This is a genomic window from Novosphingobium sp. UBA1939 (assembly GCF_002336885.1).
Classification (GTDB): Bacteria; Pseudomonadota; Alphaproteobacteria; order Sphingomonadales; family Sphingomonadaceae; genus Novosphingobium.
The window spans coordinates 1-21,249 of record NZ_DDFB01000005.1 but is presented as its reverse complement, the minus strand read 5'-3'; the positions used below and the strand labels follow the sequence as shown (position 1 = coordinate 21,249).

Below are 21,249 nucleotides of genomic sequence, written 5' to 3'. Positions count from 1 at the left end.
GCATCCCATGCGTGACCTGAAAGATCTGACGCTCCCTGCCGGGCGCGCGCTCATCGCCGCCCTGTTCCTGTGGAGCGGATACCGCAAGCTCGGTCATCCGGGCGCGGTGATCGACATGATCGGCCACAGCCTGCCATTTCCGACGCTTGGCTTCGGCCTCTCGCTTGCCTGCGAACTGGGCGCCGGAACCTTGTTCCTGTTCGGTTACCGGACGCGCGCTATGGCGATGCTCCTCGCACTGTTCACGCTCGCGACCGCGCTCGCCTTCCACAACGATTTCGGCGATCGGGAGGAACTCACCCATTTCATGAAGAACCTGGCGATCCTGGGCGGCCTCTTCCACGTGTTTGTCGTAGGCGGCGGGCGCTTGTCGATCGACGGTTTGCGCGGCCGCCATGCCGAGATGCCGGGCTGACGCGATCTTTCCCGACCAACCGCGTCCCGGACGATAGGCACGGCGGGAACCATTGAAAACAGATACGAGAGGATTGTCGCTATGCATCAGGAGACGCCGATCTGGATCGTCACCGGAGATTTCGGTCGCGCAACCGTCAACGTAACCGATCGCGCGCTCGTCGAGCATGCCCATCAGCAGTTCAACATGCTGTTCATGCTAGATGGCGCGGAGACCACCTTTCGCACCGGCACCACCGATCTCCCGCTCGACCGGTCGAGCGTCATCCTGTTCAATCCCTGGGTTCCGCACCTGAAACTTGCCAACGACGGTGAGCCGACCATGATCCTGTCGCTCGTGATCGAGCAGGGCTGGATCGACCGCATGCTCGAGGCCCAGGGCCTGCGCAGCGGTCTTGTCTTCCCCAATATCCTCGAGCGCATGACCTCGGCCGTCCAGCTCGCCGCCCAGCGGCTCGCCGGCGCCATATCGCGGGGGCTATGCGACAGCGTGGAGGACCGCGAGCAGCCGCTTATGGGACTGATCGATGCTGTGGTCGCCGCCTATATCGCCCCGGAAGCCGCGACGGTTGCGAAGGGAGGGCGTCCGATCGACTTCCGCATCCGCAAGGCGCTTCTTTACATCCACGAACATGCCCACGAGAATCCGAGGATCGACGAAATCGCGCGGACGGTTGGATTGTCACGCTCGCATTTCTTCGAGCAGTTCCGTCGCTGCGTCGGGGCTTCGCCGCGCCACTATATCGATCATATCCGCATGTCGGCGGCGATGCGCTGGCTCTCGACCAGCGAACGCTCGCTGGTCGAGGTGGCCGACGAGCTGGGCTTTGGCGCGCACAGCAATTTTACCCGTTTCTTCGCCCAGCACATGGCGGTTTCTCCGAGCGAGTATCGCCGTCAGACTTTCGCCGTCGCATGAAGCGATATTCCCGGCGGTTCGCGCAAGAAGCCGCCGGGGGTTTGCCTTTGCTCTCTCTCAGCGGGATTGGCTGGTGTCGAGAAACCCGATGATCTCGCGCGCCAGAATGAGCGGGCACTCGTCCATCGGGTAATGACCAGCGCTGGGTAGCACGACAATCCGCGCCTGCTTGAGCGCGGCAAGCCAGGTCGAACGGATCACGTCTTCGGGGACGCCTCGGTCATGTGCGCCCCCGATTACCAGCACCGGCACTTCGATCCCGGCCGCCTCGGCGGCAAAATCGTCCCCCGCCCAGGATTCAAGATAGGCGGCGAAAGCATCGCGGTTGCTGATAGTGACCGAGCGTTCCGCGCCTTTCCTGAGCCAGGCGAGCGGCAATCGTTCGCCCGTCGTGATGTCGAGGATGGCCTGTCGGGTGGCGATATCGTCGGCGGCCCCGCGGAAGAAGGCGAACGTTTCGGTATCGAACGGGGCGGGGCCGGCCCAGACCGGCGTTATCCCAACGATGCGCTCGACACGGCCCGGCGCGACGACCGCGGCGCGCAGCGCGGCCTTGCCGCCCATCGAATGGCCGATGACCGAAAAGCGCTCCCAGCCGAGCGCATCCGCTGCCGCGATCGCGTCTTCAGCCATTGTCGCGACAGTGTAGGGACCGTCGGATCCGCGCCGCGCCCCATAGCCGCGCACGTCGGGAAGGGCGATGGTAAACCGCTCGGCATCGAGCGCCGGGAGCAGGGCTTCGAACGCCGCGTGGTCGTTGAACCAGCCATGGATTGCAATGGCCCGGATCGGGCCGTGCCCGTGGGTCCTGATCGGCACGTCTCATCTCTCCTGTCGATGTCCCGGGACGGACAAGAGCGGGTCGTGGGACGGCTTGCAATCCACCGGCCACCGATTGTCGGACTCATCGATAAGCCGTCGGAGCTGTCTGTCAGGCCAATCGTTCCCAACTCTGCCAGAGAGACGTCCACAGATGAAGGTCGCCAGATTCTTCAGGCGAAGGAGACAAGGCTATGAGCGCGCAATCGAACGCCGGCTATATTCCGGGTTTCGGAAACCATGTCTCGACCGAGGCGGTCGCCGGTGCGCTGCCCGTGGGGCGCAATTCCCCGCAGCGCCCTGCCTTCGGCCTCTATGCGGAGCAGTTGTCGGGCACCGCCTTTACCGCGCCTCGCAATGAAAACCGCCGCTCCTGGCTCTATCGGCTTCGGCCGAGCGCCGATCACCGCCCGTTTGCGCCCTATGCCGGCGCGCCGCTGTTCGTGGCTGCGCCATCGGCGGGGCCGCTTGCGCCGAACCGGCTGCGCTGGAGTCCGCAGTCGCTTCCGGAAAATCCTACCGATTTCATCGACGGCATTGTGACGATTCTCGGCAATGGCGCCCCCGAGCAGCTCGAGGGCGTCGCCTTCCATATCTACGCCGCCAATCGCGACATGCACGATCGGGTCTTTGTCGATGCCGATGGCGAATTGCTGGTCATTCCCGAAATGGGCCGGCTTACGATTCTGACCGAGCTCGGCCGGATCGACCTGACGCCCGGCCAAATCGCGTTGGTGCCGCGCGGCGTGCGCTTCCGCGTCCTCCTGCCCGATGGCCAGGCGAGGGGCTATCTTGCCGAGAATTTCGGTGCCCTGTTCCGCCTGCCTGACCTTGGGCCAATAGGTTCCAACGGCCTCGCCAACCCCCGCGATTTCGAGACACCAGAGGCCTGGTTCGAGGACAGCGACGAGCCCGTCGAGGTCATCCAGAAATATCTGGGCAACCTGTGGGTTACCCGACTCGACCACTCGCCGCTCGATGTCGTCGCCTGGCACGGAAATCTGGGACCGTACCGCTACGACCTTGCCCGCTTCAACACAATCGGGACGGTAAGCTTCGACCATCCGGACCCGTCGATCTTCACCGTGCTGACTTCGCCGTCGGACGTGCCAGGGCGTGCCAATGCCGATTTCGTGATTTTTCCGCCGCGCTGGATGGTGGCGGAGGACACCTTCCGGCCGCCCTGGTTCCACCGCAACGTCATGTCGGAGGCGATGGGGCTAATCCGTGGCGCGTATGACGCCAAGGCCGATGGTTTCGCACCTGGCGGCATCAGCCTGCACAACCTGATGACGGGGCATGGTCCGGACGTGGCGAGCTGGAAAGGCGCAAGCGAAGCTGAATTGAAGCCGCACAAGATCGAAAACACCATGGCCTTCATGGTCGAGAGCTGCTGGCCATATCGTCCGACCGCGCACGCCTCCGCCAGCGCGCAGCTTGACTATGACGGGGTCTGGGCGGGCTTTCCCAAGGCACGGATCGCATGACGGCGATGATCGACGAAACGCACGATCCCGCGCGCACGAGCTGGGTGCAAAGCGCCCAAGGCCACCCCGACTTCCCGATCCAGAACCTGCCATTCGGCGTCTTCTCGCCCAAAGGCCAGGATCCGCGACCGGGTGCAGCGATAGGCGATTCGATCGTCGACCTGCGCGCGATCGCCCCTCTTCTGCCGGCAACGCCGAATGGGGTGCTTGCATCACCGGCGCTCAACGATCTGCTCGCACTGCCGGCGGAGCAACGGCGGACGCTTCGTCAGGCGCTTTCCGCGCTGCTGTCCGATCCCCGCCACGAAGCGGCCGTGCGCGCGCATCTCCATGAAGCGGACCAATGCCGCCTGCATCTACCGGCGCGGATCGGCGACTACACCGACTTCTATGTCGGCATCCACCACGCCACGAATATCGGAAGGCTGTTCCGCCCCGACACACCCTTGCTTCCCAACTATAAGTGGATCCCGATCGGTTATCACGGCCGCGCGTCGTCGATCCGGCTGTCGGGCGACCCGGTGGTTCGCCCCGTAGGGCAGCGGCCCCCCCTTGACGATGGCAGGCCACTTTTCGAGCCGACGGCCAGGATGGACTTTGAACTCGAACTCGGGGTCTGGATCGGCACGGGCAATCGGCTCGCCGCGCCGGTCGCAATCGGGGATGCGCACCGGCATATCGCCGGTATCAGCCTCCTCAACGATTGGTCGGCCCGCGATTTCCAGGCGTGGGAATACCAGCCGCTCGGTCCGTTTCTCTCGAAGAACTTCCAGACCACCATTTCGCCGTGGATCGTGACCATGGAGGCGCTTGAGCCCTTTCGCGTTGCCCAGGCCGCGCGCCGCGAAGGCGATCCTCGCCCGCTTCCCTACCTCTGGGACGAGAACGACCAGGCAAACGGAGCCTTTGCGATCGAGCTAGAAGTGACGCTCAGCTCACGCGCGATGCGCGAGCGGGGGCTTGCCGCTCATCGGTTGAGCCTGAGCGATGCGCGCGCGATGTATTGGACCGCAGCCCAGATGGTCGCCCATCACACGGTCAACGGCTGCAACCTCAACCCAGGGGATCTGCTCGGCACCGGCACCCTGTCGACAGCCGAACCCTCGGGCTTCGGCAGCCTCATGGAAATCACGCGTGGCGGCAAAGCGCCGATCACGCTGCCGGGCGGCGAGGAGCGTTCGTTCCTGATCGACGGCGACGAGATCGCCTTCGGCGGCAAGGCCCGGGCCGATGGCTTCGTGCCGATCGGCTTCGGGCCTTGCCGGGCGGAAATCCTCGCTGCGGAATTCGGGGCTGAAACGGACTCCTGATACTGTCGCCCTGTCATCGACTAGCGCAGATTGGTCCGGGCAAGCTCGATGATCTCGTCGCCGCGACCGCTGATGATCGCTTTGAGCATATAAAGGCTGAAACCCTTTGCCTGCTCGAGTTTTATCGCGGGCGGCATCGCCAGTTCCTGGGGTGCGGTTCGCACATCGACCAAAGCCGGCCCGGGGTGCGCCAGGGCACGGCGCAGGGCGGGCTCGAGCGCGTCGGAATCCTCGACGCGGAGGCCCAGGACACCGCACGCCTCGGCGATCGCGGCAAAGTCCGGGTTGTGCAGCTGTACGTTCACGTCAAGGAAACCGCCCGCTTTTTGTTCCATCGCGACAAAGCCCAGCAGGCTGTTGTCGAACACGATGACCTTCACGGGCAGACCCAGTTGCGCAAGGCTCAGAAAATCACCCATGGACATGGCGAACCCGCCGTCTCCCGAGAGAGAAATGACCTGCCGATCGGGGAAGGCGGCCTGCGCCCCCATCGCCTGGGGCAGGGCGTTTGCCATCGAGCCGTGATTGCCCGAAAAGAGCAGGCGCCGCTTCCCCGTCATCTTGAGATACCGCGCGGCCCACACGGTGGGCGTCCCGACGTCGGCCGTGATGATCGCATCGTCGGCCGCGAGATCGCTGACCAGCTTGGCGATGTATTGCGGGTGGACCGGTCGGCCGGGCTTGTCAGGGGTGGCGAGGCTATCGAGCCCCTTGCGAGCGCTGGCATAGTGTTCCAGCGATCGGGTCAGGAACGTTCTATCTTCACGACGCTCCAACCGCGGCAACAACTGGCGGACCGTTTCACCGACATCACCTACGATCCCCAAGGCAAGGGGAGCCCGCTTGCCCAGTTGCGAGGGGTCCCGATCGATCTGGATGATCCTGGCGCTTTCGGGATAGAAGTTGCGGTAGGGAAAATCGGTGCCGAGCATGAGCAGCGTGTCGCAGTTTTCCATGACGTGATAGCCCGATGAAAAACCGATCAGACCGGTCATGCCGACATCGAAAGGGTTGTCCCATTCGACATGCTCCTTGCCGCGCAGCGCATGAACGACCGGGGCACCGAGCCTGTCTGCCAGCGCGACGACTTCGTCATGAGCACCGGCGCAGCCGCTGCCGCACAGCAGCGCGGTTGCTCGCGATTCGTCGAGCAGCGCGACGAGCTGGTCGATATCCGACGGATGCGGAAGCAGCCGTGGGGGCCGTAGCACCGGGAAGACGGTCGCGGCCCCGGCGGGTGCCTCCGCGAGCGCGACGTCGCCCGGGATCACCACGACAGCGACGCCTTGCTTTCCGATCGCGGCCCGCATGGCGCGGTGAAGCACCTCCGGCATTTGCTTGGGGTTGCTGACGAGCTCCACGAAGTGGCTGCACTCTCGGAACAGCTCTTGCGGATGCGTTTCCTGAAAATAGCCCAGGCCTATCTCCGACGATGGGATATGCGCCGCGATCGCCAGCACGGGCACATGGTTGCGATGGCAGTCGAACAGCCCGTTGATGAGGTGGAGATTGCCCGGCCCGCACGACCCTGCACAAACGCCCAGCTTGCCGGTAAGGCCGGCTTCGGCGCCCGCGGCGAAGGCCGCCACCTCCTCGTGGCGCGTCATCATCCATTGAATCGCGCCCAGCCGTCGAAGGCTTTCGTTCAATCCGTTGAGGCTGTCTCCCGTGACCCCCCAAATTCTCTCGACGCCGGCGTCGGCGAGCGTGGCGGCGACCAGATCTGCGATCGTCTGTTTGGACATGACGGTATTCTCCGTAACCTACCGGGATTGATGCGCCAGCCTCAGGGTATTCGGCAAGCGCCTGCGAAAAATCGATTATTCAGCGGCGAAGCGATCCGATGGATAGCCGCACTTCCGGCCGTCAGGCTTGCACAGGATGGATGCCAATGGGATCATTTATCCATTAGTTGCCGAGTGTGATCGGCTGATCACGCCTTTGCAACAAGTCCCAAGACCACGCGGACAGGCTTTGCAGCGAGGACTACCCGTCCAAAAATCAGCGCAATTCGACAAGATGGATCGAGGGCGACGCCGGTAGCTTGGCGGCTCGATCGTTTTGCGGGCAGTCTGGGCTCAAGGGCGGATCCCATGACGGAGATCGCGAGCCTGCCGCAGAACCCTCACGCAATTCGCCGCCAAGAAGGGAGCGTTGCATTGACCGAGATACCAACCGTCCAGGCGATTGCGATTGGCATCAACGCCAGCGGTATGCGCGAGGAATTCGACAGCATGGGCACGGTCAGCGTCGCTGCCGATCGCTATTGGGGTGCGCAGACAGAACGGTCTCTTCACCACTTCAACATTGGCGGCGACCGCATGCCCAAGGACGTATACCACGCCTACGGCTATGTAAAAAAAGCCTGTGCGCTGGTGAATTCAGCCGCCGGCCGCCTGCCTGACTGGAAACGCGACGCGATCGTACGGGCGGCGGACGAGGCGATCGCCGGCAAACTCGACGAGCATTTCCCGCTTTACGTGTGGCAGACCGGTTCCGGCACCCAGTCGAACATGAACGTCAACGAGGTGCTGTCGAACCGGGCAATCCAGTTGCTCGGCGGCACGCTCGGCAGCCAGCATCCGGTTGGGCCAAACGACGACGTCAATATGGGCCAGTCGTCCAACGACACCTTCCCCACCGCGATGCACATCGCGACCGTCCTCGCGATCGACGCCGAACTGCTGCCTGCCGTTACCCGGTTGGCCGAGGTGATCGAGCGCAAGGCCGATGGCTGGATCGACATTGTCAAGATCGGCCGCACCCATCTGGAAGACGCGGTACCGCTGACAGTCGGCCAGGAATGGCACGGCTGGGCCGGGCAGATTCGCGCCTGCATCGCCGCGATCGAGGAAAGCCGCGCCGGGCTTTACGAACTGGCGGTGGGCGGCACGGCGGTCGGCACCGGGCTCAACGCTCCGTCCGGCTTCTCCCAGGACGTCGCGGCGACGATCGCCGCGCTTACGGGCAAGCCGTTCATCACGGCGCCCAACAAGTTCACCGCGCAGGGTTCGCTTGACGCGATGGTGAGGGCCTCCGCGGGGCTGCGCGGCCTGGCTGTCGCGCTGATGAAGATCGCCAACGACATGCGCTGGCTCGCCTCCGGTCCACGCTGCGGCTTGGGCGAATTGAAGCTGCCCGACAACGAGCCCGGCTCGTCGATCATGCCGGGCAAGGTCAACCCTACCCAGTGCGAGGCGATGGTCATGATCGCCATCCAGGTTCTTGGCAACGATAGCGCCGTCGCCTTCGCCGGCAGCCAGGGGAATTTCGAGCTCAACGCGATGCGGCCGGTGATCATCAACAACGTGTTGCACTCGATTCACATCCTCGCCGATGGGTGCGACCGGTTCCGGGAGTTCTCGGTCGAGGGGACCGAAATCCTGCGCGACAAGATCCAGTCCTACGTCGAGGGCAGCGTGATGCTGGTCACCGCGCTGTCGCCGGTGATCGGATACCAGAATGCCGCGCATATCGCCGAAAAGGCGATCGCCGACGGCACCACGCTGCGCGCAGCCGCGCTCGCTTCCGGCAAGGTGGACGCAGCGCTTTTCGACAACACCATCCGCCCGCTCGACATGGTCGGCCACGGCTTGGCGGGCGCCTGAATGAGACGCTCCAATGGTATGCCGCATCCGCATATGGGCTGGCCTAAATAGCGATGCCTGACACAAACCGCCTCGATGCTGCCGCCCACGTGTTGTTGCTCCTCGCGCGCCTGCTGCTGGAAGCAGGAGCGGACAGCGAGCATGTCCGCCGGCGCGTCGAGGCGCTTGCCGAACGGCAGGATTTCGCAGCCGAGTTGTTTCTCGGCAGCGAACGCCTGCTGCTGATGTTGGGAAACGATCAAGTCTATCGTACCCGCATTGGCCACGCGTTGGGCGTGATGGGGATCGACGCCGGTCGCCTCGTCGCGCTGGAGGAGGTCGCGACCGCGATTGAAGCGGGCACGCTGGAACTGGAAGCGGCCGATGCCCGCCTTAGCGTGATCGCCAAAGCCCGGCCCGCTTATCCGGGGTGGCTGACGATATTGGCGGTGGCAGGCACGGCGGCGGCGCTCGCCCGCCTTTTTAGCGCCACCTTGCCGGTCGTCGGCGCGGCTTTCCTTGCCGGCGCAGTCAGTACCGTGCTGCGGCGCGTGTTACCCCGGTTACGTGTCGGGCCTGCCGCCGCAGCGGGAATAACGGCGACCATTAGTGGCATGACCGCTGTGCTCGCGTCGCGCCCGAGTGGCGCGGACCCTACGCTCGCTCTGGTTGCGGCAGGCATGATTCTGGTCCCGGGAGTTCCCCTGATCAACGGCGTGCGCGATCTGATGCAGGGGCACGCCGCGATCGGGCTGGCCCGGATCGCCAATGGCGCCATCACCGTTATCGCGATAGCCACGGGGCTGGCCGCCACGAGTCTGGCGGTGGGCGTGCATCTTCCGGTCACGCTGAACACGCCGAATCTCGGGCTGGCATGGGACCTGCTGTTCTCCAGCATCGCCGCTTTCGGCTTCGCGATCCTGTTCGGCGCACCGCGCGGGGCGGTTCCGACGATTATGCTGACCGGCGCTCTCGCCCATGGATTGCGCACGGCGCTGATGATGCTGGGCAGCGACATCGCCATCGCGACCCTGGCTGGCGCCACTCTTGCCGGTGTCCTCGCACGGCTGGTCGGGCGCCGGCTTGGCACCCCCTCTTCGGCGCTGGCCTTTCCCAGCGTTGTAGCGATGGTGCCGGGCTCCTATGCCTTTCGCGGGCTGATCGGCGCACTGGATATCATGCTCGCAGGACCTGCCGCTCCCGCCGCCTTGCTGGCGGCCAGCGCCGCTGCGCTGATCTCCGCGTTCGTGTTGACCGTCAGCATCGGCATCGGCCTGTTGCTGTCTTCGGCGCTCAATCCCGCGATCTTTGGGCTTGGAAAGTAGGCTGCCAAAGTGCGGATGAGCCCACCTCGTTGATCGACGCATCCCGGCTGCCGCGCGGTGTTCGTTGCGTGCCCATTGTCGTTCGCTGCAAGATAGAGTTGGTGATTGGCAGGGGAGCGGGATATTATCGCCGATGATCTCTTTGCGCCCGGTGTTTGATCTGCTTGCAAGCCGCTATCGGCTGGCCTTCTTGGCCTTGCTGTTCGGGATGATGATCGTTACCCCCCGCGCCGGACAGGCGCTCGATTTTACCGTGCCGACCACCGAGATGCGGCATGTGAAATGGTCGATTGCCGAAGGCGCTCCCGCCAATGTCGTTGCCATCGCGCAGACCCCTGACGGTTTCATCTGGCTGGGCACGGCAACCGGCCTGTATCGCTTCGACGGGGTCCGGTTCGAGCATATCGAAGCGCAGGAAGGCGATCCCGCGCGATCGTTGCAGGTTACCGCCTTGCTGACCGCCCGCAACGGTGACCTGTGGGTCGGCTATGACTACGGCGGCGTGGCGGTCTATCGGCATGGCAGGCTGCAGGGGCGCAATGAAGGAACGCCGCGGGGCTCGGTGGTCGCGATCGTGCAAAGTTCGGACGGGGCGATCTGGGTCGCCTCCGAAAGTTCGAACAGCCAGCGCCTGCGATACTACAAGGCAGGCAAGTGGCATGTGTTCAACTCGGGCGTGGATCTTCCAGACGAGCACACCCAGGATATGATCGCCGACCGCGATGGCACTATCATCATCGCGCTGAGCGACTCGATCCACCGCTTTGATCCCGCGGCGGGCCGCTTTGTCCGGCTGAACGCCCGCGGAGGTGTCTCCGTCGGTTTGGGCAAGGACAGATCCGGAAACATCTGGATCATCGACAACGACAGCCTGCGGCGTCTTGACGGCCGGGGAGGCGCCATGAGGCTCACCCCGGGAACGACGGGGTACATTGGCCGCAGACTGCTGTTCGACCGCGATGGCCGGCTCTGGGTGACGGGGCAGGAGCGGGGAATCATCCGGTTGCTACCCGAAACGTTGCAACGCCTGGAGCGCGGAGACACATCGAGGCCCACCGTGCAAGTCCTCCGGGACGTGCTCGGTCCGCTGTCATTGGCTCCCTTCCAGGATCGCGAAGGCAACGTCTGGGTCGGCAGCCCGAACGGGCTTGACCGGTTTTCGGCAATCGACGTCCACCTCGTGTCCAGCTTCCCGACGACGAATACCGGATTTGTCCCGATCGGGCGCGAAGGCACCTTTCTGTTCGGCACGCCCAAAGGGCTGTACCGCATCCACGGAAATCCGATCCGCACAGAAATGGTGGCGCCCAACTGGGGCATCATCTTCAACATATGCAGCGACCATGAAGGCAATGTTCTTGTCGTCAGCTCGAAAGGCCTGATGTTGATTTCGCGGCATGGCATATCCAGAACGCTCTTCGCGCCGGAGGGAGCGACGCCCACGGCCTGCGTATCCGAAGGCAATGGTGACTGGCTCATATCGGCCTACGGTACGTATCGCTTGCATGCGGGAAAGGTCAGCGAGGTCGCGGACAGCGCGGAAGCGCTCGGTCATGCGATGCTCATGCGGAATCTGGGAGGGAGCGATATCCTGTCCTATCAGGCGTTGAGCGCGCTCACGGTACGCCGGCAGGAACGCATATCGAAAATCTGGCAGGGGCGGAACATCCCGGTCGGTTTCATCAAGACCGTCGTGCCGATTCCCGGCGGGCTGCTGATCGGGGGAGAGCATGGCCTTGCCCGATATGACGGCGCCCGGTTCGCCACGATCGACGATCGGGCGCATCCCTTTCTGGCTAACGTCACCGGCATCCTGCCACGCGCCGATGGATCGACCTGGCTGATTACCGGCCAAGGCATCGCAAAAGTGCGTTCCGCCGATCTCGACGCAGCCTTTCTCAATCCGGCCCAACGCCTTACGGCCTTCGTCTATGGCCGCGACCAGGGGTTGCGCGCGCGGTCCAACTGGTACGACATGAACGATATCGTCGAGGATCGCGACGGTCTGTTGTGGCTGGCGACGAACCGCGGTCTGGCGTGGATCGATCCACGCAAGCTTGTCCACAACTCGATCCCGCCGCCCGTGGTCATTCGCAACATGGTCGCTGACGATCGTGTCATCGCGCTGGAAAGCGGTGCCGACGGCACGAGCCAGTCTCTTCCGCCGGGGACCGATCGGATCACGATCGATTACACCGCCTTGAGCTTCACCGATCCAGCGGCAAACAAGTTCCGCTATCGCCTTGTCGGCTTCGACCAGGAATGGGTCGACGCCGGTGAGCGGCGGCAGGCCAATTACGGCAACCTCGCCCCGGGCGCATACCGTTTCCAGGTGATCGCGGCGAACGGCGATGGCGTGTGGAACGAGCAAGGGGCGGCACTCGACTTCTACATCAAGCCTTATTTCTATCAGACATGGTGGTTTCGGGCGCTGTTGGTGACGGCGTTGTTCCTGTTCGTGATCGTGCTCGTGCGCTGGCGTTCCCGCGCCGCCGCAGACCGGACCCGGCGCCGCGTTGAGGTCCAGGTAGAGGAGCGGGAGCGCATCGCGCGGGAGCTTCACGACACACTGTTGCAAGGGCTGCAAGGTCTCATGATGCGCTTCCAGGCAGTGGCGGAGATCACGCCCTCAAACACGGCCGCGCGCGGCATGCTAGAGCGGGCGCTGGAGCGCGGCGATGACCTCATGATCGCAAGTCGCGAACGGGTTCTCGATTTGCGGGCATCGGATCCGGGTAGTCTCGAAAGCCGCATGGCTTCCCTGGCCGAAGATCGCGCCGTCCTGCGCATCAGTGGCTATCGGCGCCCCATATGCGCGCCGGTGGCCGATGAAATCCTCGCGATCGTCGGCGAAGCGATCGCCAATGCCGAGCAGCATGCAAAGGCCGCCCATATCGCGGTCGAACTGCGGTACCGGGTGCTCGCGCTTGACATTTTCGTCGGTGACAATGGCGTCGGCATCGCTCCCGCCATCCTCGCGTCTGGCGGGCGTCGGGGCCATTACGGCTTGCAGGGCATGTGGGAGCGGGCAGGCCGCATCGGCGGAAAGCTGCGGTTCACCGCCAATGGAACAAACGGAACCCAGGTCCACCTGCGCGTGCCCGCACGGGTCGCTTATCAAACGCAGTGGGACTGGTTCCGGAAACGGGGCCTGCGGGATGGCTCCTCCCGAAGTAGCGGCGAAAGATCGTGAGCGGGGAAGCAACCGCGATGGCCCCACTCCGTCATCGGCACCACCCTTTACGTCCGGCGTGACCATTTCTAAAGCAGCGTATATGACCAGCCCCGGCTTCGGCGCCTGATCGGCATCCCTGGCAGCCGGCAAGGCGCAGGCGAGCACGGCTTCGATAGTTTCGTATAGCGCCGCCATCGATCTGGGACAGTAGGGCGAGCCTCGCCGAATCGAAGACACGGAAAGCGCACGGAAATGGGCAAGTCCGACAAAATCCGCATAATGATCGTCGACGACCATCCGCTGCTGCGAGAGGGCGTTTGCGCGGTTATCGCAACGCAGGCCGATCTCGATATCGTCGCCGAGGCCGAAACCGGCGAGCAGGCGCTTGTTCTCTACGAAGCGCACCGGCCGGATATCGTGCTCATGGATCTTCAGATGCCGGGCATGGGCGGCGTCGCCGCGATCGAGGCGCTGAGAAAGAGCCACCCTTCATCGCGGATCGTCGTCCTGACCACGTATGCCGGAGACGCCCAGGCCATGCGCGCCCTTCGTGCCGGCGCGGCAGGCTATCTGTTGAAAAGCAGCATGCGCAAGGAACTGATGGATACGATCAGAAGCGTTCATGCTGGCGGCAAGTATCTCTCCTCCGAGGTGGCGACCGGCATAGCGCTGCATGTAACCGAGGATATGCTTTCACGGCGGGAAGCAGAGGTTCTCACTCTCGCCGCCACAGGAAACTCCAATCGCCAGATCGCGGTGCGCCTGGGGCTCTCGGAGGACACGATCAAGGGATACATGAAGGTTATCTATTCCAAGCTCGGTGCCGCCGATCGCACCCATGCCGTCACCATCGCCGCGCGCCGAGGCATCATCGAGCTCTAGGCCGCGCCGACATTCGCGTGACCTTGTTCGGGCGTTATCCGTGGCTTGCGCATCCCTCGGTCGCTCGGGCGAACGGTTAGGCACACTGGCCATCGGCAGCCTGATGAGGGGAACGGCGCAGGATTTGCTCTAGCGCGTCCACGAACGCGCGAACCTTGGCGGGCACCATGCGTGCTGTGGGATAGACCGCCCAGATCGCCAGGGGTTCCGGCTCCGCATCCGCAAGCCGGATTTCCCGGAGACGACCGCTGCCCAGATCGTCCTCCACGTCCCAGGCCGAAAGATTGGCAATGCCCAGGCCGCCCAGGCAAGCCTGATGCAGCGCCTCGACCGAGCTTGCCGTAAACCTGCCCGTCACCCTTTGGCGCACCGTCTTTCCGTTGCGGTTGAAGACCCAGTGCGAAGTACCCGATGCCGGCAGGCACGCATGGTCGGGCAGGGCGGCCAGCACGCCGGGCGTCCCCGCGGAACGCAGATAGGCGGGCGAGGCGACAAGCCGGCGCGGATTGTCCGCGAGACGGCGCGCAACGAGGTGATTGTCCCGGAGCTTGGCGATCCGGATCGCCACATCGATGCCCTGCGCGACGATATCGACCTGATCGTCCGTCAGAAGCAGGTCAACCTGCAGTTCGGGGTTGTCGCGCATGAACGGAGCGATCATCGGCGCGACAACCTTGCGTCCGAAAGCGGCGGAAACCGTCACCCGGAGTTGGCCCGAGACACCGGATGTGCTTGGTCGTAGCGCCGCGAGGGCGTTTGCCTGCTCATCCAGCATCGCCTGCGCATGCGGGAGGAACGTCTCTCCTTCTGCGGTTGGCGAAAGCGATCGGGTTGTCCTGTGGACCAGGCGAATGCCCAGTTCGGTCTCGAGCGCGGCGAGCCGGCGCGACGCGGCCATCGCATTGATGCCCAGCCGGCGGCCGGCGGCGGCCAGGCTGCCAGCCCGCACGGCCTCGACGAACACCGCCAGGTCGGACAATTCCATTACCACATTTTCCGTTATGCTGGCCTAACCGAATGAAACACTACAGCGAGAAATGCTGCAACTCTATATCCGCCGCAAGTCAATCGTCCAGTTGGCGCAGATCTATCCAACCTGCCGTCGCTGCGCACGCTTTCGTGAGGATTTTTCTATGGTCGGCACCATTGTGCAGGGAAGGGCGGACGCCGCGCCGGCGTCAATCGGACGGGGGCTGACCTTCGCCATGGCGATCGCGGCCGGTCTGGCCGTCGCCAACATCTACTACAACCAGCCGATGCTCGGGATCATGGAGAAGAACTTTGCCGGGGGGCTGGTGGGTCTCGTCCCGACAGCGACCCAGCTTGGCTATGCCTTCGGTCTCTTTGCCCTGGTTCCGCTCGGCGATCTGGTGGAACGCCGACGCCTGATCGTGATCCAGTTCATCGTGCTCGGTCTTGCCCTCGCCGGCGCGGCGATGGCTCCTTCCGCTCCGCTGCTTCTCCTGGCATCGCTCGTGCTGGGTGTAGCCTCGACGGTCGCCCAGCAGATCGTTCCGTTTGCCGCGCACCTGTCCGCGCCGGAAAAGCGAGGCGCCACCGTTGGTCTGGTTATGTCCGGCGTGCTTTGCGGCATTCTTCTCAGCCGCACGTTGTCAGGCTTTGTCGGCGCCCATGCCGGCTGGCGCGAGATGTTCTGGTTAGGCATCCCTCTCGCGCTCGGCGCCGGTGGCCTGATGGCCTTTGCGCTGCCGCGCAGCCATCCCGATACCGACCACAGCTATGGCAGCCTTATCGTTTCGTTGATTCACCTGTGGCGCGAATTCGGGGAACTGCGTCTTGCCGCCGTCACGCAGGGTCTGCTCTTCGCCGCGTTCACCGCGTTCTGATCGATCCTCGCGCTGCGGCTGCAAGAGCCGCGCTTCGGTCTCGGAGCCGACGTTGCCGGGCTGTTCGGTATCGTGGGCGCGGTAGGAATCCTGGCGGCGCCGATTGCCGGTCGTTTTGCGGACAAGCGCGGCCCCCGCAAGGTCATCCTTGCCGGCACGCTGCTGACGGTCGCCGCCTGGACGATCTTCGGTCTGTGGCCGTCGATCATCGGGCTTGTGGCCGGATGTATCCTGCTGGATTTTGCCGTGCAGAGCGTGCTCGTATCCAACCAGCATATCGTGTTCGCATTGCGCCCCGAAGCGCGTGCCCGCCTCAACACCATTTTCATGGGCCTGATGTTCCTCGGCGGCGCCGGCGGCGCTGCGGCAGCGACGGTGGGCTGGACCACCGGTGGCTGGCCGGCCGTTTGCGCGCTTGGGATCGCGCTGGCGGCGGCTGCGTCCGTCCTGCAACTGAACAACCGCGCCAGACGAGCCTGAGTCTTTACGGGAGCGAACGGCAGATTGGCTGGTTCGCTCCCGTACCTTGTGCCTAGTGCGGGGTACAGGTCCGGCTAGCCACCACCATCACGCCATGCCGGGATTTTCCGCCTGTGCGACTTGCTCGACAGCTTGAATGATCACATCGGCAACCGCCTGGGGTTGCGACAGCAGGGAAAGGTGGCCGGCCCGCAGTTCAGACGAGATCGCTTTCATCCGGTCAGCAAATTCGCGTTGCAGATCAACGCTGACCACGCGATCGTCGCCGGATACGATGTACCAGTTCGGCCGCGTTTCCCACGCTGCCTGCGTGACCTTCTCGCCGAACGTGGCGGCCGGCAGCGGGGGCTGGAGCACTGCCAGTACACGCGCCTCGGTCTCGGGGAGGTCGTGGCCTACGTCCTCGATCCATCCGGCCGCGCTGAGCTTCAGGTTTCCGTTTCCATCATCGGTGATTTTGGCAAGCGCGGGTGGATTCGGGTATTTTCCGACCAGTTCGCCAACGGTTTCACCCGCCGCGGGGGCGAAGGCCGCCACAAATACCAGCGCCTTCACCTTGGGATCGGTGCCGGCCTGCGTGATTACCGCACCGCCCCAGCTGTGGCCGACAAGCACGACCGGTCCCGAAATCGCGTTGAGTGCGAGCGTCGTGGCCGCGACATCATCGGAGAGTGAACTGGTCGGGTTCTGCACGGCAACGACAGACAGCCCCTTGTCGAGCAAGATCGGAATCACGCGCTGCCAGCTGGAACCATCGGCCCATGCGCCATGCACGAGGACAACGGTTGGCTCTTGCGTGCGGGATGCGGTCATCGTTGAGGCACTCCTGATTGAGATGTCCCCGGAACCTAACAGCGGTCGCGGCTCTCATATTGTCCTATCCCGTGCACTTTTGCGTTATCCTGCGGTTTGGGTCGCGGCTGGACGGGCTGCGTCAGGCCCAATCCGCGTTGCGCGAGAGATGGCCCGTGCCGGGATTCAGGCTGTTTGTCGGATCAAGCTCCCGGTAATGCCGCGCGAGCGCCGCCTTTGCGGGATAGAGGTGCCCGACATTGTGCTCGGCGGGATATTCCGAACCGCGTGCATCGAGCAACGCCAGCATCGCCTGTTCGAACGCCACCGGATCGTGCCCCTGCTTCACCAGATAGTCGCGGTGGAAGACGTGGCAGAAGAAATGCCCGCAATAGCTCACCCCCACGATCTGCTTCGCGAGTTCGGCAGGGAGGTGTTCGTCCCATTCGTCGTCGTTCCTGCGCAACGCGACATCGAGCGCGACGATATCGGTGATCGTGTCCCGATGGAGCGCGCGATAGCGGATGGAAGCGCCGGCCACCGCGAAACGGTGCAGGAAGGCGCGATCGCCCTCGTCCTTCGTGCATTCGAAATAGGCGCCTTGGGCGGTGGGGAACGCCTGGGCGAGCAGGGTGCGGGCCTCCTCGATACCGCGGCCGCCCATTTTCAGGATGAGGTGATGCTCGAACCGGTTGTCGAAATCGCGCATCCGTTCCGGAAGATGCTGAGGGAAAAGCGTCGCGACCGTCTGCATGATCCGGTCGGAGAGATCGTGGGGCGCCCAGGGCAGTCTGGCGCAGAACGCGTCGAACCGCGCCTTCAGCGCGAACAGGCCCGGGAGGTATTTGGCGCCGAGATACCGGATCGCAAGGAACGTATCCTTTCCATACGATGCGGTCAGCCTGAACGCCGAGCGATGGATATACTCCCCCTGGATCGGAAGCGAGGTGAAGCTCTTCAGGATCACGCGCCGAATCGCCGTCAGCTCCGCGGGATCGTTGGTGCCGATATAGAAATCGGCGATGGCCTCTTCCTTCGGAAAGGTATCGAGCCGCACCGCGAACACGACCACATGGCCTCCGCTGCCCGACGCTTCAAAATGGTGCCGGGGATCGTTGTTGAAGCGCGCCGGCGTGTCCGCATCCACTTCGCGGACATGATCCTGGTAATGCCGATCGGAGCAGACGCGGGTCGCGTCGTCGACGATATCGCTCTCCGCAATCTCGCCGGCATCCAGCCGTGCCAGCATGGCCTCGGGCTCGACGCCAAGGCTCACGCCGAGGTGGTTGACCAGTCGCACCGAGCCGTCTGCTTCGATCCGGGCGTAGAGCGCCATCTGCGTATAGGCGGGGCCACGGTGGATCAGCGCGCCGCCGGAGTTGTTGCAGATGCCGCCGAGCACGGACGCGCCGATGCAGGACGAGCCGATCCGCGAATGCGGTTCGCGGCCGATCCCAGCCACGATGTCCTCGAGCTCGAACAGGCGTGAACCTGGAAGGCAAATGACCTGCTTGCCGTCGCGGACGAGCTGGATGCCGTCGAGCCGCGTCGTACTGATGATGACCACATCGCGGTCATAGCGGTCGCCGTCCGGCGTCGAGCCGCCGGTCAGGCCGGTATTCGCTGCCTGGACGATCATGATCGTGCGTGCTCGCGCGCAGGCATTCACCGCGCGCCAGAGCTCCACAAGGCTGCCGGGCCGGACCACGGCAAGCGCCTTGCCGCCGCCGAAGCGGAAGCCGGTGCGGTAACGCCGGGTCTCCCGCTCGCCGGTCAGGATATACCGGCTTCCGACGATCGCTCCGAGTTCGGCGATCAAGTCCGGTGCAGAGGCTGCTGGCGGAGAGACGGCGGACGGCGCGGGATCGATCCTGGCCATGGCTCAGCCTTGCCAGCCCTGGAGAAATTCAAGGAGGAGCGCATTCACCGCTTCCGGCCGCTCCTCGTGCGGCAGATGGCCGCAGCGCTCGATCGGCACCGCGCGGAGATTGTCGGCCATCTCCGCCCAGACTTTCGGCATGTCGAACATCTTGCCGACCGCCCCGAAATCCGCGCCCCATAGTGCAAGCGTGGGACAGGCGATCTTGACGTCGGCGTCGACAAGATCCTGCGCGACATCCTCGGCGTTGGCCCGATAGTCCGCCATGGCGCCGCGCACGGCGCCCGGCGCGCGGTAGGCACGCACGTAAGTATCGAAGGCATCGCCCGAGATTGCCGAGGGGTCATAGGCCCAGTCCGAAAAGAACCAGCGGAGCCACTGTTCTTCCTTGCCGGCGATCAGCGTTTCCGGAAGGTCCGGAATGAGGTGGAACAGAAAGAACCAATAGGCCTTGGCAATTTCGGCGTTGATCTCGCGCGCGACGATGCGGGTCGGCACATTGTCCATCACCACGAGACGGTCGACGCGTTCGGGATAGTCCTTGGCAAAACGCGTTGCCACCCGCGCGCCCCGATCGTGGCCAACCAACGCGATTTTCCCGATGCCCAGCGTGTCGAGCAGCGCCGCGAGATCGCGGGCCATGGTCCGCTTGTCATATCCGGCAGCCGGCTTGTCGGTCTCGCCATAGCCCCGAAGATCCGGCGCGATCACGCGATGGAGCTCGCCAAGAACGGGAATCTGGAACCGCCAGGCGAAATTCGTTTCTGGAAAACCGTGCAGGAGCACCACCGGCGGGCCGTCGCCGGCATCGATGTAGTTTTGCCGAATGCCGTTTGCCCGCAAGGTATGGCTTGTCTGTGCGATCATTTCAGGTTCCAGAATCGGCGGCAGGCCAATCCCGCCCAGGTTCTTCTGCGGTATTGCTTGACCATGGTGTCTTGCGATTGGCCCGGATTGCGCCCTTTTGGCAGTTTCTGACCAAAGACCGCCGGCTTGCCTTCAAGGCCAACGCGGAAGCGCGCATACACGGCAGCGAAGCAGGCTGGCGGCTCCTGATTCACGTTCGCCGCTAAGAATGTCCAAGCAATCGCTCGATCCGCCAATACCTCGGCCGCGTCCGGCGGCGAAAGAAGCGCCCGGCATCGAAAGGAAGTGTGGATGAAACTGGCCCGAGTTGGAGAAGCAGGCCGCGAACGGCCCGCGGTGATCGATAGCGAAGGGCTGCTGAGAGACCTTTCCGGTCATGTCGCCGATCTTGCGGGCGACGTCCTTTTGCCGGAAGGGCTGGCGGCTCTCGCCGCGATCGACACGGCTTCGCTCCCGGTCATTGCGCAGCCCGTACGCTATGGTCCCGCGATCGGCCGGCCGGGCAAGATCATCTGCGTGGGGCTCAACTACACCGATCACGCCGCCGAAGTCGGGCTCCCACTGCCCAGCGAACCAACCGTTTTCATGAAAGGCTGCGCGCCGTCAGGCCCCAACGATCCGGTCCGGCTGCCGATGGCTGCGGAGAAAGGGGACTGGGAGGTCGAACTCGGCATCGTCATCGGGCGAGGCGGGTTGTACATCGATGAGGCGGACGCGCTCGATCACGTCGCCGGCTACTGCCTGTTCAACGATCTCACGGAACGGTCCTACCAGATGGATCACAGCGGTCAGTGGACCAAGGGCAAGAGCTTTCCGGGCTTCGCGCCGATCGGCCCCTGGCTTGTCACCCGCGACGAGCTGGGCGACGCCAGCGGCCTGCCCATCTGGCTTGAAGTCAACGGGCATCGGTTTCAGAACGGCAGCACCGGCAATCTGGTCTTCGGAGTGCGCCAGATCGTAAGCTACCTGTCCCGCTTCTACGCGCTCGAGGCTGGCGATTTTATCGCAACCGGGACACCGGCGGGTGTCGGCTTCGGACACAAGCCGCCGGTCTTTCTCAAGCCGGGAGACGTGATGACGCTGGGCATTGAAGGGCTTGGCATGCAGGAACAACGGGTGATCGGCTGGGGCGATTCCTCCGGGGAAATGCCCTAGCGTGGCGGCAGCCCCATCGCGCCGGTCCAAAGCATCCGCGTGGAAGCCAGGCGTTCCGGTGGTGGCGGACTAAAATCGGAAATTGCTTTCGAAGCCGATCATGGTGATGCGGTGAGCGGGCCCGGTTTGGCGGATGAAAGTTCCTGGTGAGAAGACGGAGAGGGAGCCGGACAGTTCCAGTTCGGCGGTGGTTTGCCATGCGAGCGTGGCTTCGGCTTCCTTGCCGATGAAGCGGGCGTGGCTGGTGCCGGGCGCGCGGATCAGGTTGCCGGGAATGTCATAGACGCCATCGCCGGCCGTGTAGCGCCAAT

Annotated in this window: 18 protein-coding genes and 1 pseudogene; 11 read left to right on the top strand and 8 right to left on the bottom strand. The window is 64.1% G+C overall.

Translation table 11 applies throughout. The features are described from left to right. Positions 1-7: 7 nt before the first annotated feature. A complete protein-coding gene (locus B3547_RS00435; RefSeq protein WP_292959539.1) occupies positions 8-415 on the top strand; it encodes a DoxX family protein in 408 nt (135 codons plus the stop codon). 81 nt (positions 416-496) lie between these two features. Continuing rightward, positions 497-1,333, top strand: a complete 837-nt coding sequence (locus B3547_RS00430; protein WP_292959538.1) for a helix-turn-helix transcriptional regulator — start codon at positions 497-499, stop codon at positions 1,331-1,333. 57 nt (positions 1,334-1,390) lie between these two features. Here B3547_RS00430 and B3547_RS00425 read toward each other — a convergent pair whose 3' ends face one another. Further along, positions 1,391-2,152 (bottom strand): alpha/beta fold hydrolase, encoded by a 762-nt coding sequence (locus B3547_RS00425; protein WP_292959537.1) that lies wholly within the window; start codon positions 2,150-2,152, stop codon positions 1,391-1,393. Between the two features lie 194 nt (positions 2,153-2,346). On the opposite strand from B3547_RS00425, the gene hmgA reads away from it, so the two are divergent. Both hmgA and fahA read left to right on the top strand, forming a co-directional pair. Next, positions 2,347-3,639, top strand: a complete 1,293-nt coding sequence (hmgA, locus tag B3547_RS00420) for a homogentisate 1,2-dioxygenase (protein ID WP_292959536.1) — start codon at positions 2,347-2,349, stop codon at positions 3,637-3,639. Then, positions 3,636-4,949 carry a fumarylacetoacetase gene (fahA, locus tag B3547_RS00415; RefSeq protein ID WP_292959535.1) on the top strand — a complete coding sequence of 438 codons (1,314 nt, stop codon included), beginning with the start codon at positions 3,636-3,638 and terminating at the stop codon, positions 4,947-4,949. Before hmgA ends, fahA begins: the two co-directional genes overlap by 4 nt. 20 nt (positions 4,950-4,969) lie before the next feature. Here the strand turns inward: fahA and poxB are convergent, their stop codons facing one another. Then, the gene (gene poxB, locus B3547_RS00410; protein ID WP_292959534.1) at positions 4,970-6,694 is read right to left on the bottom strand and encodes a ubiquinone-dependent pyruvate dehydrogenase; all 1,725 of its coding nucleotides are present in this window, start codon (positions 6,692-6,694) and stop codon (positions 4,970-4,972) included. A gap of 468 nt (positions 6,695-7,162) precedes the next feature. On the opposite strand from poxB, the gene fumC reads away from it, so the two are divergent. The 4 genes from fumC (at position 7,163) to B3547_RS00390 (ending at position 13,918) form a co-directional block, all read left to right on the top strand. After that, positions 7,163-8,557 carry a class II fumarate hydratase gene (gene fumC / locus B3547_RS00405; protein WP_292959592.1) on the top strand — a complete coding sequence of 465 codons (1,395 nt, stop codon included), beginning with the start codon at positions 7,163-7,165 and terminating at the stop codon, positions 8,555-8,557. Positions 8,558-8,652: 95 nt separating this feature from the next. Further along, positions 8,653-9,861, top strand: coding sequence for a threonine/serine ThrE exporter family protein (locus tag B3547_RS00400; RefSeq protein ID WP_292959533.1), 1,209 nt, complete (start codon positions 8,653-8,655; stop codon positions 9,859-9,861). 133 nt (positions 9,862-9,994) lie between these two features. Next, the gene (locus B3547_RS00395) at positions 9,995-13,054 is read left to right on the top strand and encodes a ligand-binding sensor domain-containing protein (protein WP_292959532.1); all 3,060 of its coding nucleotides are present in this window, start codon (positions 9,995-9,997) and stop codon (positions 13,052-13,054) included. Positions 13,055-13,288: 234 nt separating this feature from the next. Further along, positions 13,289-13,918 carry a response regulator transcription factor gene (locus B3547_RS00390; RefSeq protein WP_292959531.1) on the top strand — a complete coding sequence of 210 codons (630 nt, stop codon included), beginning with the start codon at positions 13,289-13,291 and terminating at the stop codon, positions 13,916-13,918. 76 nt (positions 13,919-13,994) lie between these two features. On the opposite strand, the gene B3547_RS00385 is transcribed toward B3547_RS00390, so the two are convergent. Further along, entirely contained in the window at positions 13,995-14,903 is a 909-nt protein-coding gene (locus B3547_RS00385) for a LysR family transcriptional regulator (protein ID WP_292959530.1), read from the bottom strand. Between the two features lie 52 nt (positions 14,904-14,955). On the opposite strand from B3547_RS00385, the gene B3547_RS21970 reads away from it, so the two are divergent. Further along, positions 14,956-15,765, top strand: a complete 810-nt coding sequence (locus B3547_RS21970) for an MFS transporter (protein ID WP_349676459.1) — start codon at positions 14,956-14,958, stop codon at positions 15,763-15,765. Between the two features lie 3 nt (positions 15,766-15,768). Next, positions 15,769-16,245 carry an MFS transporter gene (locus B3547_RS21965; RefSeq protein ID WP_349676463.1) on the top strand — a complete coding sequence of 159 codons (477 nt, stop codon included), beginning with the start codon at positions 15,769-15,771 and terminating at the stop codon, positions 16,243-16,245. A gap of 87 nt (positions 16,246-16,332) precedes the next feature. Here the strand turns inward: B3547_RS21965 and B3547_RS00375 are convergent, their stop codons facing one another. From B3547_RS00375 to B3547_RS00360, 4 genes are all read right to left on the bottom strand, one after another. Further along, on the bottom strand, positions 16,333-17,058 hold the full coding sequence (locus tag B3547_RS00375) for an alpha/beta fold hydrolase (RefSeq protein ID WP_292959529.1): 726 nt from the start codon (positions 17,056-17,058) through the stop codon (positions 16,333-16,335). A gap of 121 nt (positions 17,059-17,179) precedes the next feature. Continuing rightward, positions 17,180-18,916, bottom strand: coding sequence for a D-lactate dehydrogenase (gene dld / locus B3547_RS00370; RefSeq protein ID WP_292959528.1), 1,737 nt, complete (start codon positions 18,914-18,916; stop codon positions 17,180-17,182). Between the two features lie 3 nt (positions 18,917-18,919). Continuing rightward, positions 18,920-19,783, bottom strand: coding sequence for an alpha/beta fold hydrolase (locus B3547_RS00365; protein WP_125955596.1), 864 nt, complete (start codon positions 19,781-19,783; stop codon positions 18,920-18,922). Further along, positions 19,780-19,977 (bottom strand): hypothetical protein, encoded by a 198-nt coding sequence (locus B3547_RS00360; protein ID WP_194920938.1) that lies wholly within the window; start codon positions 19,975-19,977, stop codon positions 19,780-19,782. The genes B3547_RS00365 and B3547_RS00360 overlap by 4 nt, the downstream gene beginning before the upstream one ends. A gap of 97 nt (positions 19,978-20,074) precedes the next feature. On the opposite strand from B3547_RS00360, the gene B3547_RS00355 reads away from it, so the two are divergent. Beyond that, complete coding sequence (locus tag B3547_RS00355; protein WP_292959527.1) at positions 20,075-20,938, top strand: fumarylacetoacetate hydrolase family protein; 864 nt, start codon at positions 20,075-20,077, stop codon at positions 20,936-20,938. Between the two features lie 69 nt (positions 20,939-21,007). Here B3547_RS00355 and B3547_RS00350 read toward each other — a convergent pair. Then, positions 21,008-21,249, bottom strand: a pseudogene (locus B3547_RS00350) (hypothetical protein); the annotation flags it as partial.

What these genes read in the sequence shown, in the direction of transcription:
- fahA (WP_292959535.1), top strand. Translation starts at nt 3,636, where the DNA reads ATGACGGCGATGATCGACGAAACGCACGATCCCGCGCGCACGAGCTGG.
- dld (WP_292959528.1), bottom strand. Translation starts at nt 18,916, where the DNA reads ATGGCCAGGATCGATCCCGCGCCGTCCGCCGTCTCTCCGCCAGCAGCC.
- B3547_RS00385 (WP_292959530.1), bottom strand. Translation starts at nt 14,903, where the DNA reads ATGGAATTGTCCGACCTGGCGGTGTTCGTCGAGGCCGTGCGGGCTGGC.
- B3547_RS00375 (WP_292959529.1), bottom strand. Translation starts at nt 17,058, where the DNA reads ATGACCGCATCCCGCACGCAAGAGCCAACCGTTGTCCTCGTGCATGGC.
- B3547_RS00395 (WP_292959532.1), top strand. Translation starts at nt 9,995, where the DNA reads ATGATCTCTTTGCGCCCGGTGTTTGATCTGCTTGCAAGCCGCTATCGG.
- B3547_RS00355 (WP_292959527.1), top strand. Translation starts at nt 20,075, where the DNA reads ATGAAACTGGCCCGAGTTGGAGAAGCAGGCCGCGAACGGCCCGCGGTG.
- B3547_RS00430 (WP_292959538.1), top strand. Translation starts at nt 497, where the DNA reads ATGCATCAGGAGACGCCGATCTGGATCGTCACCGGAGATTTCGGTCGC.
- B3547_RS00435 (WP_292959539.1), top strand. Translation starts at nt 8, where the DNA reads ATGCGTGACCTGAAAGATCTGACGCTCCCTGCCGGGCGCGCGCTCATC.
- poxB (WP_292959534.1), bottom strand. Translation starts at nt 6,694, where the DNA reads ATGTCCAAACAGACGATCGCAGATCTGGTCGCCGCCACGCTCGCCGAC.
- fumC (WP_292959592.1), top strand. Translation starts at nt 7,163, where the DNA reads ATGCGCGAGGAATTCGACAGCATGGGCACGGTCAGCGTCGCTGCCGAT.
- B3547_RS21970 (WP_349676459.1), top strand. Translation starts at nt 14,956, where the DNA reads ATGCTGCAACTCTATATCCGCCGCAAGTCAATCGTCCAGTTGGCGCAG.
- B3547_RS00390 (WP_292959531.1), top strand. Translation starts at nt 13,289, where the DNA reads ATGGGCAAGTCCGACAAAATCCGCATAATGATCGTCGACGACCATCCG.
- hmgA (WP_292959536.1), top strand. Translation starts at nt 2,347, where the DNA reads ATGAGCGCGCAATCGAACGCCGGCTATATTCCGGGTTTCGGAAACCAT.
- B3547_RS00365 (WP_125955596.1), bottom strand. Translation starts at nt 19,783, where the DNA reads ATGATCGCACAGACAAGCCATACCTTGCGGGCAAACGGCATTCGGCAA.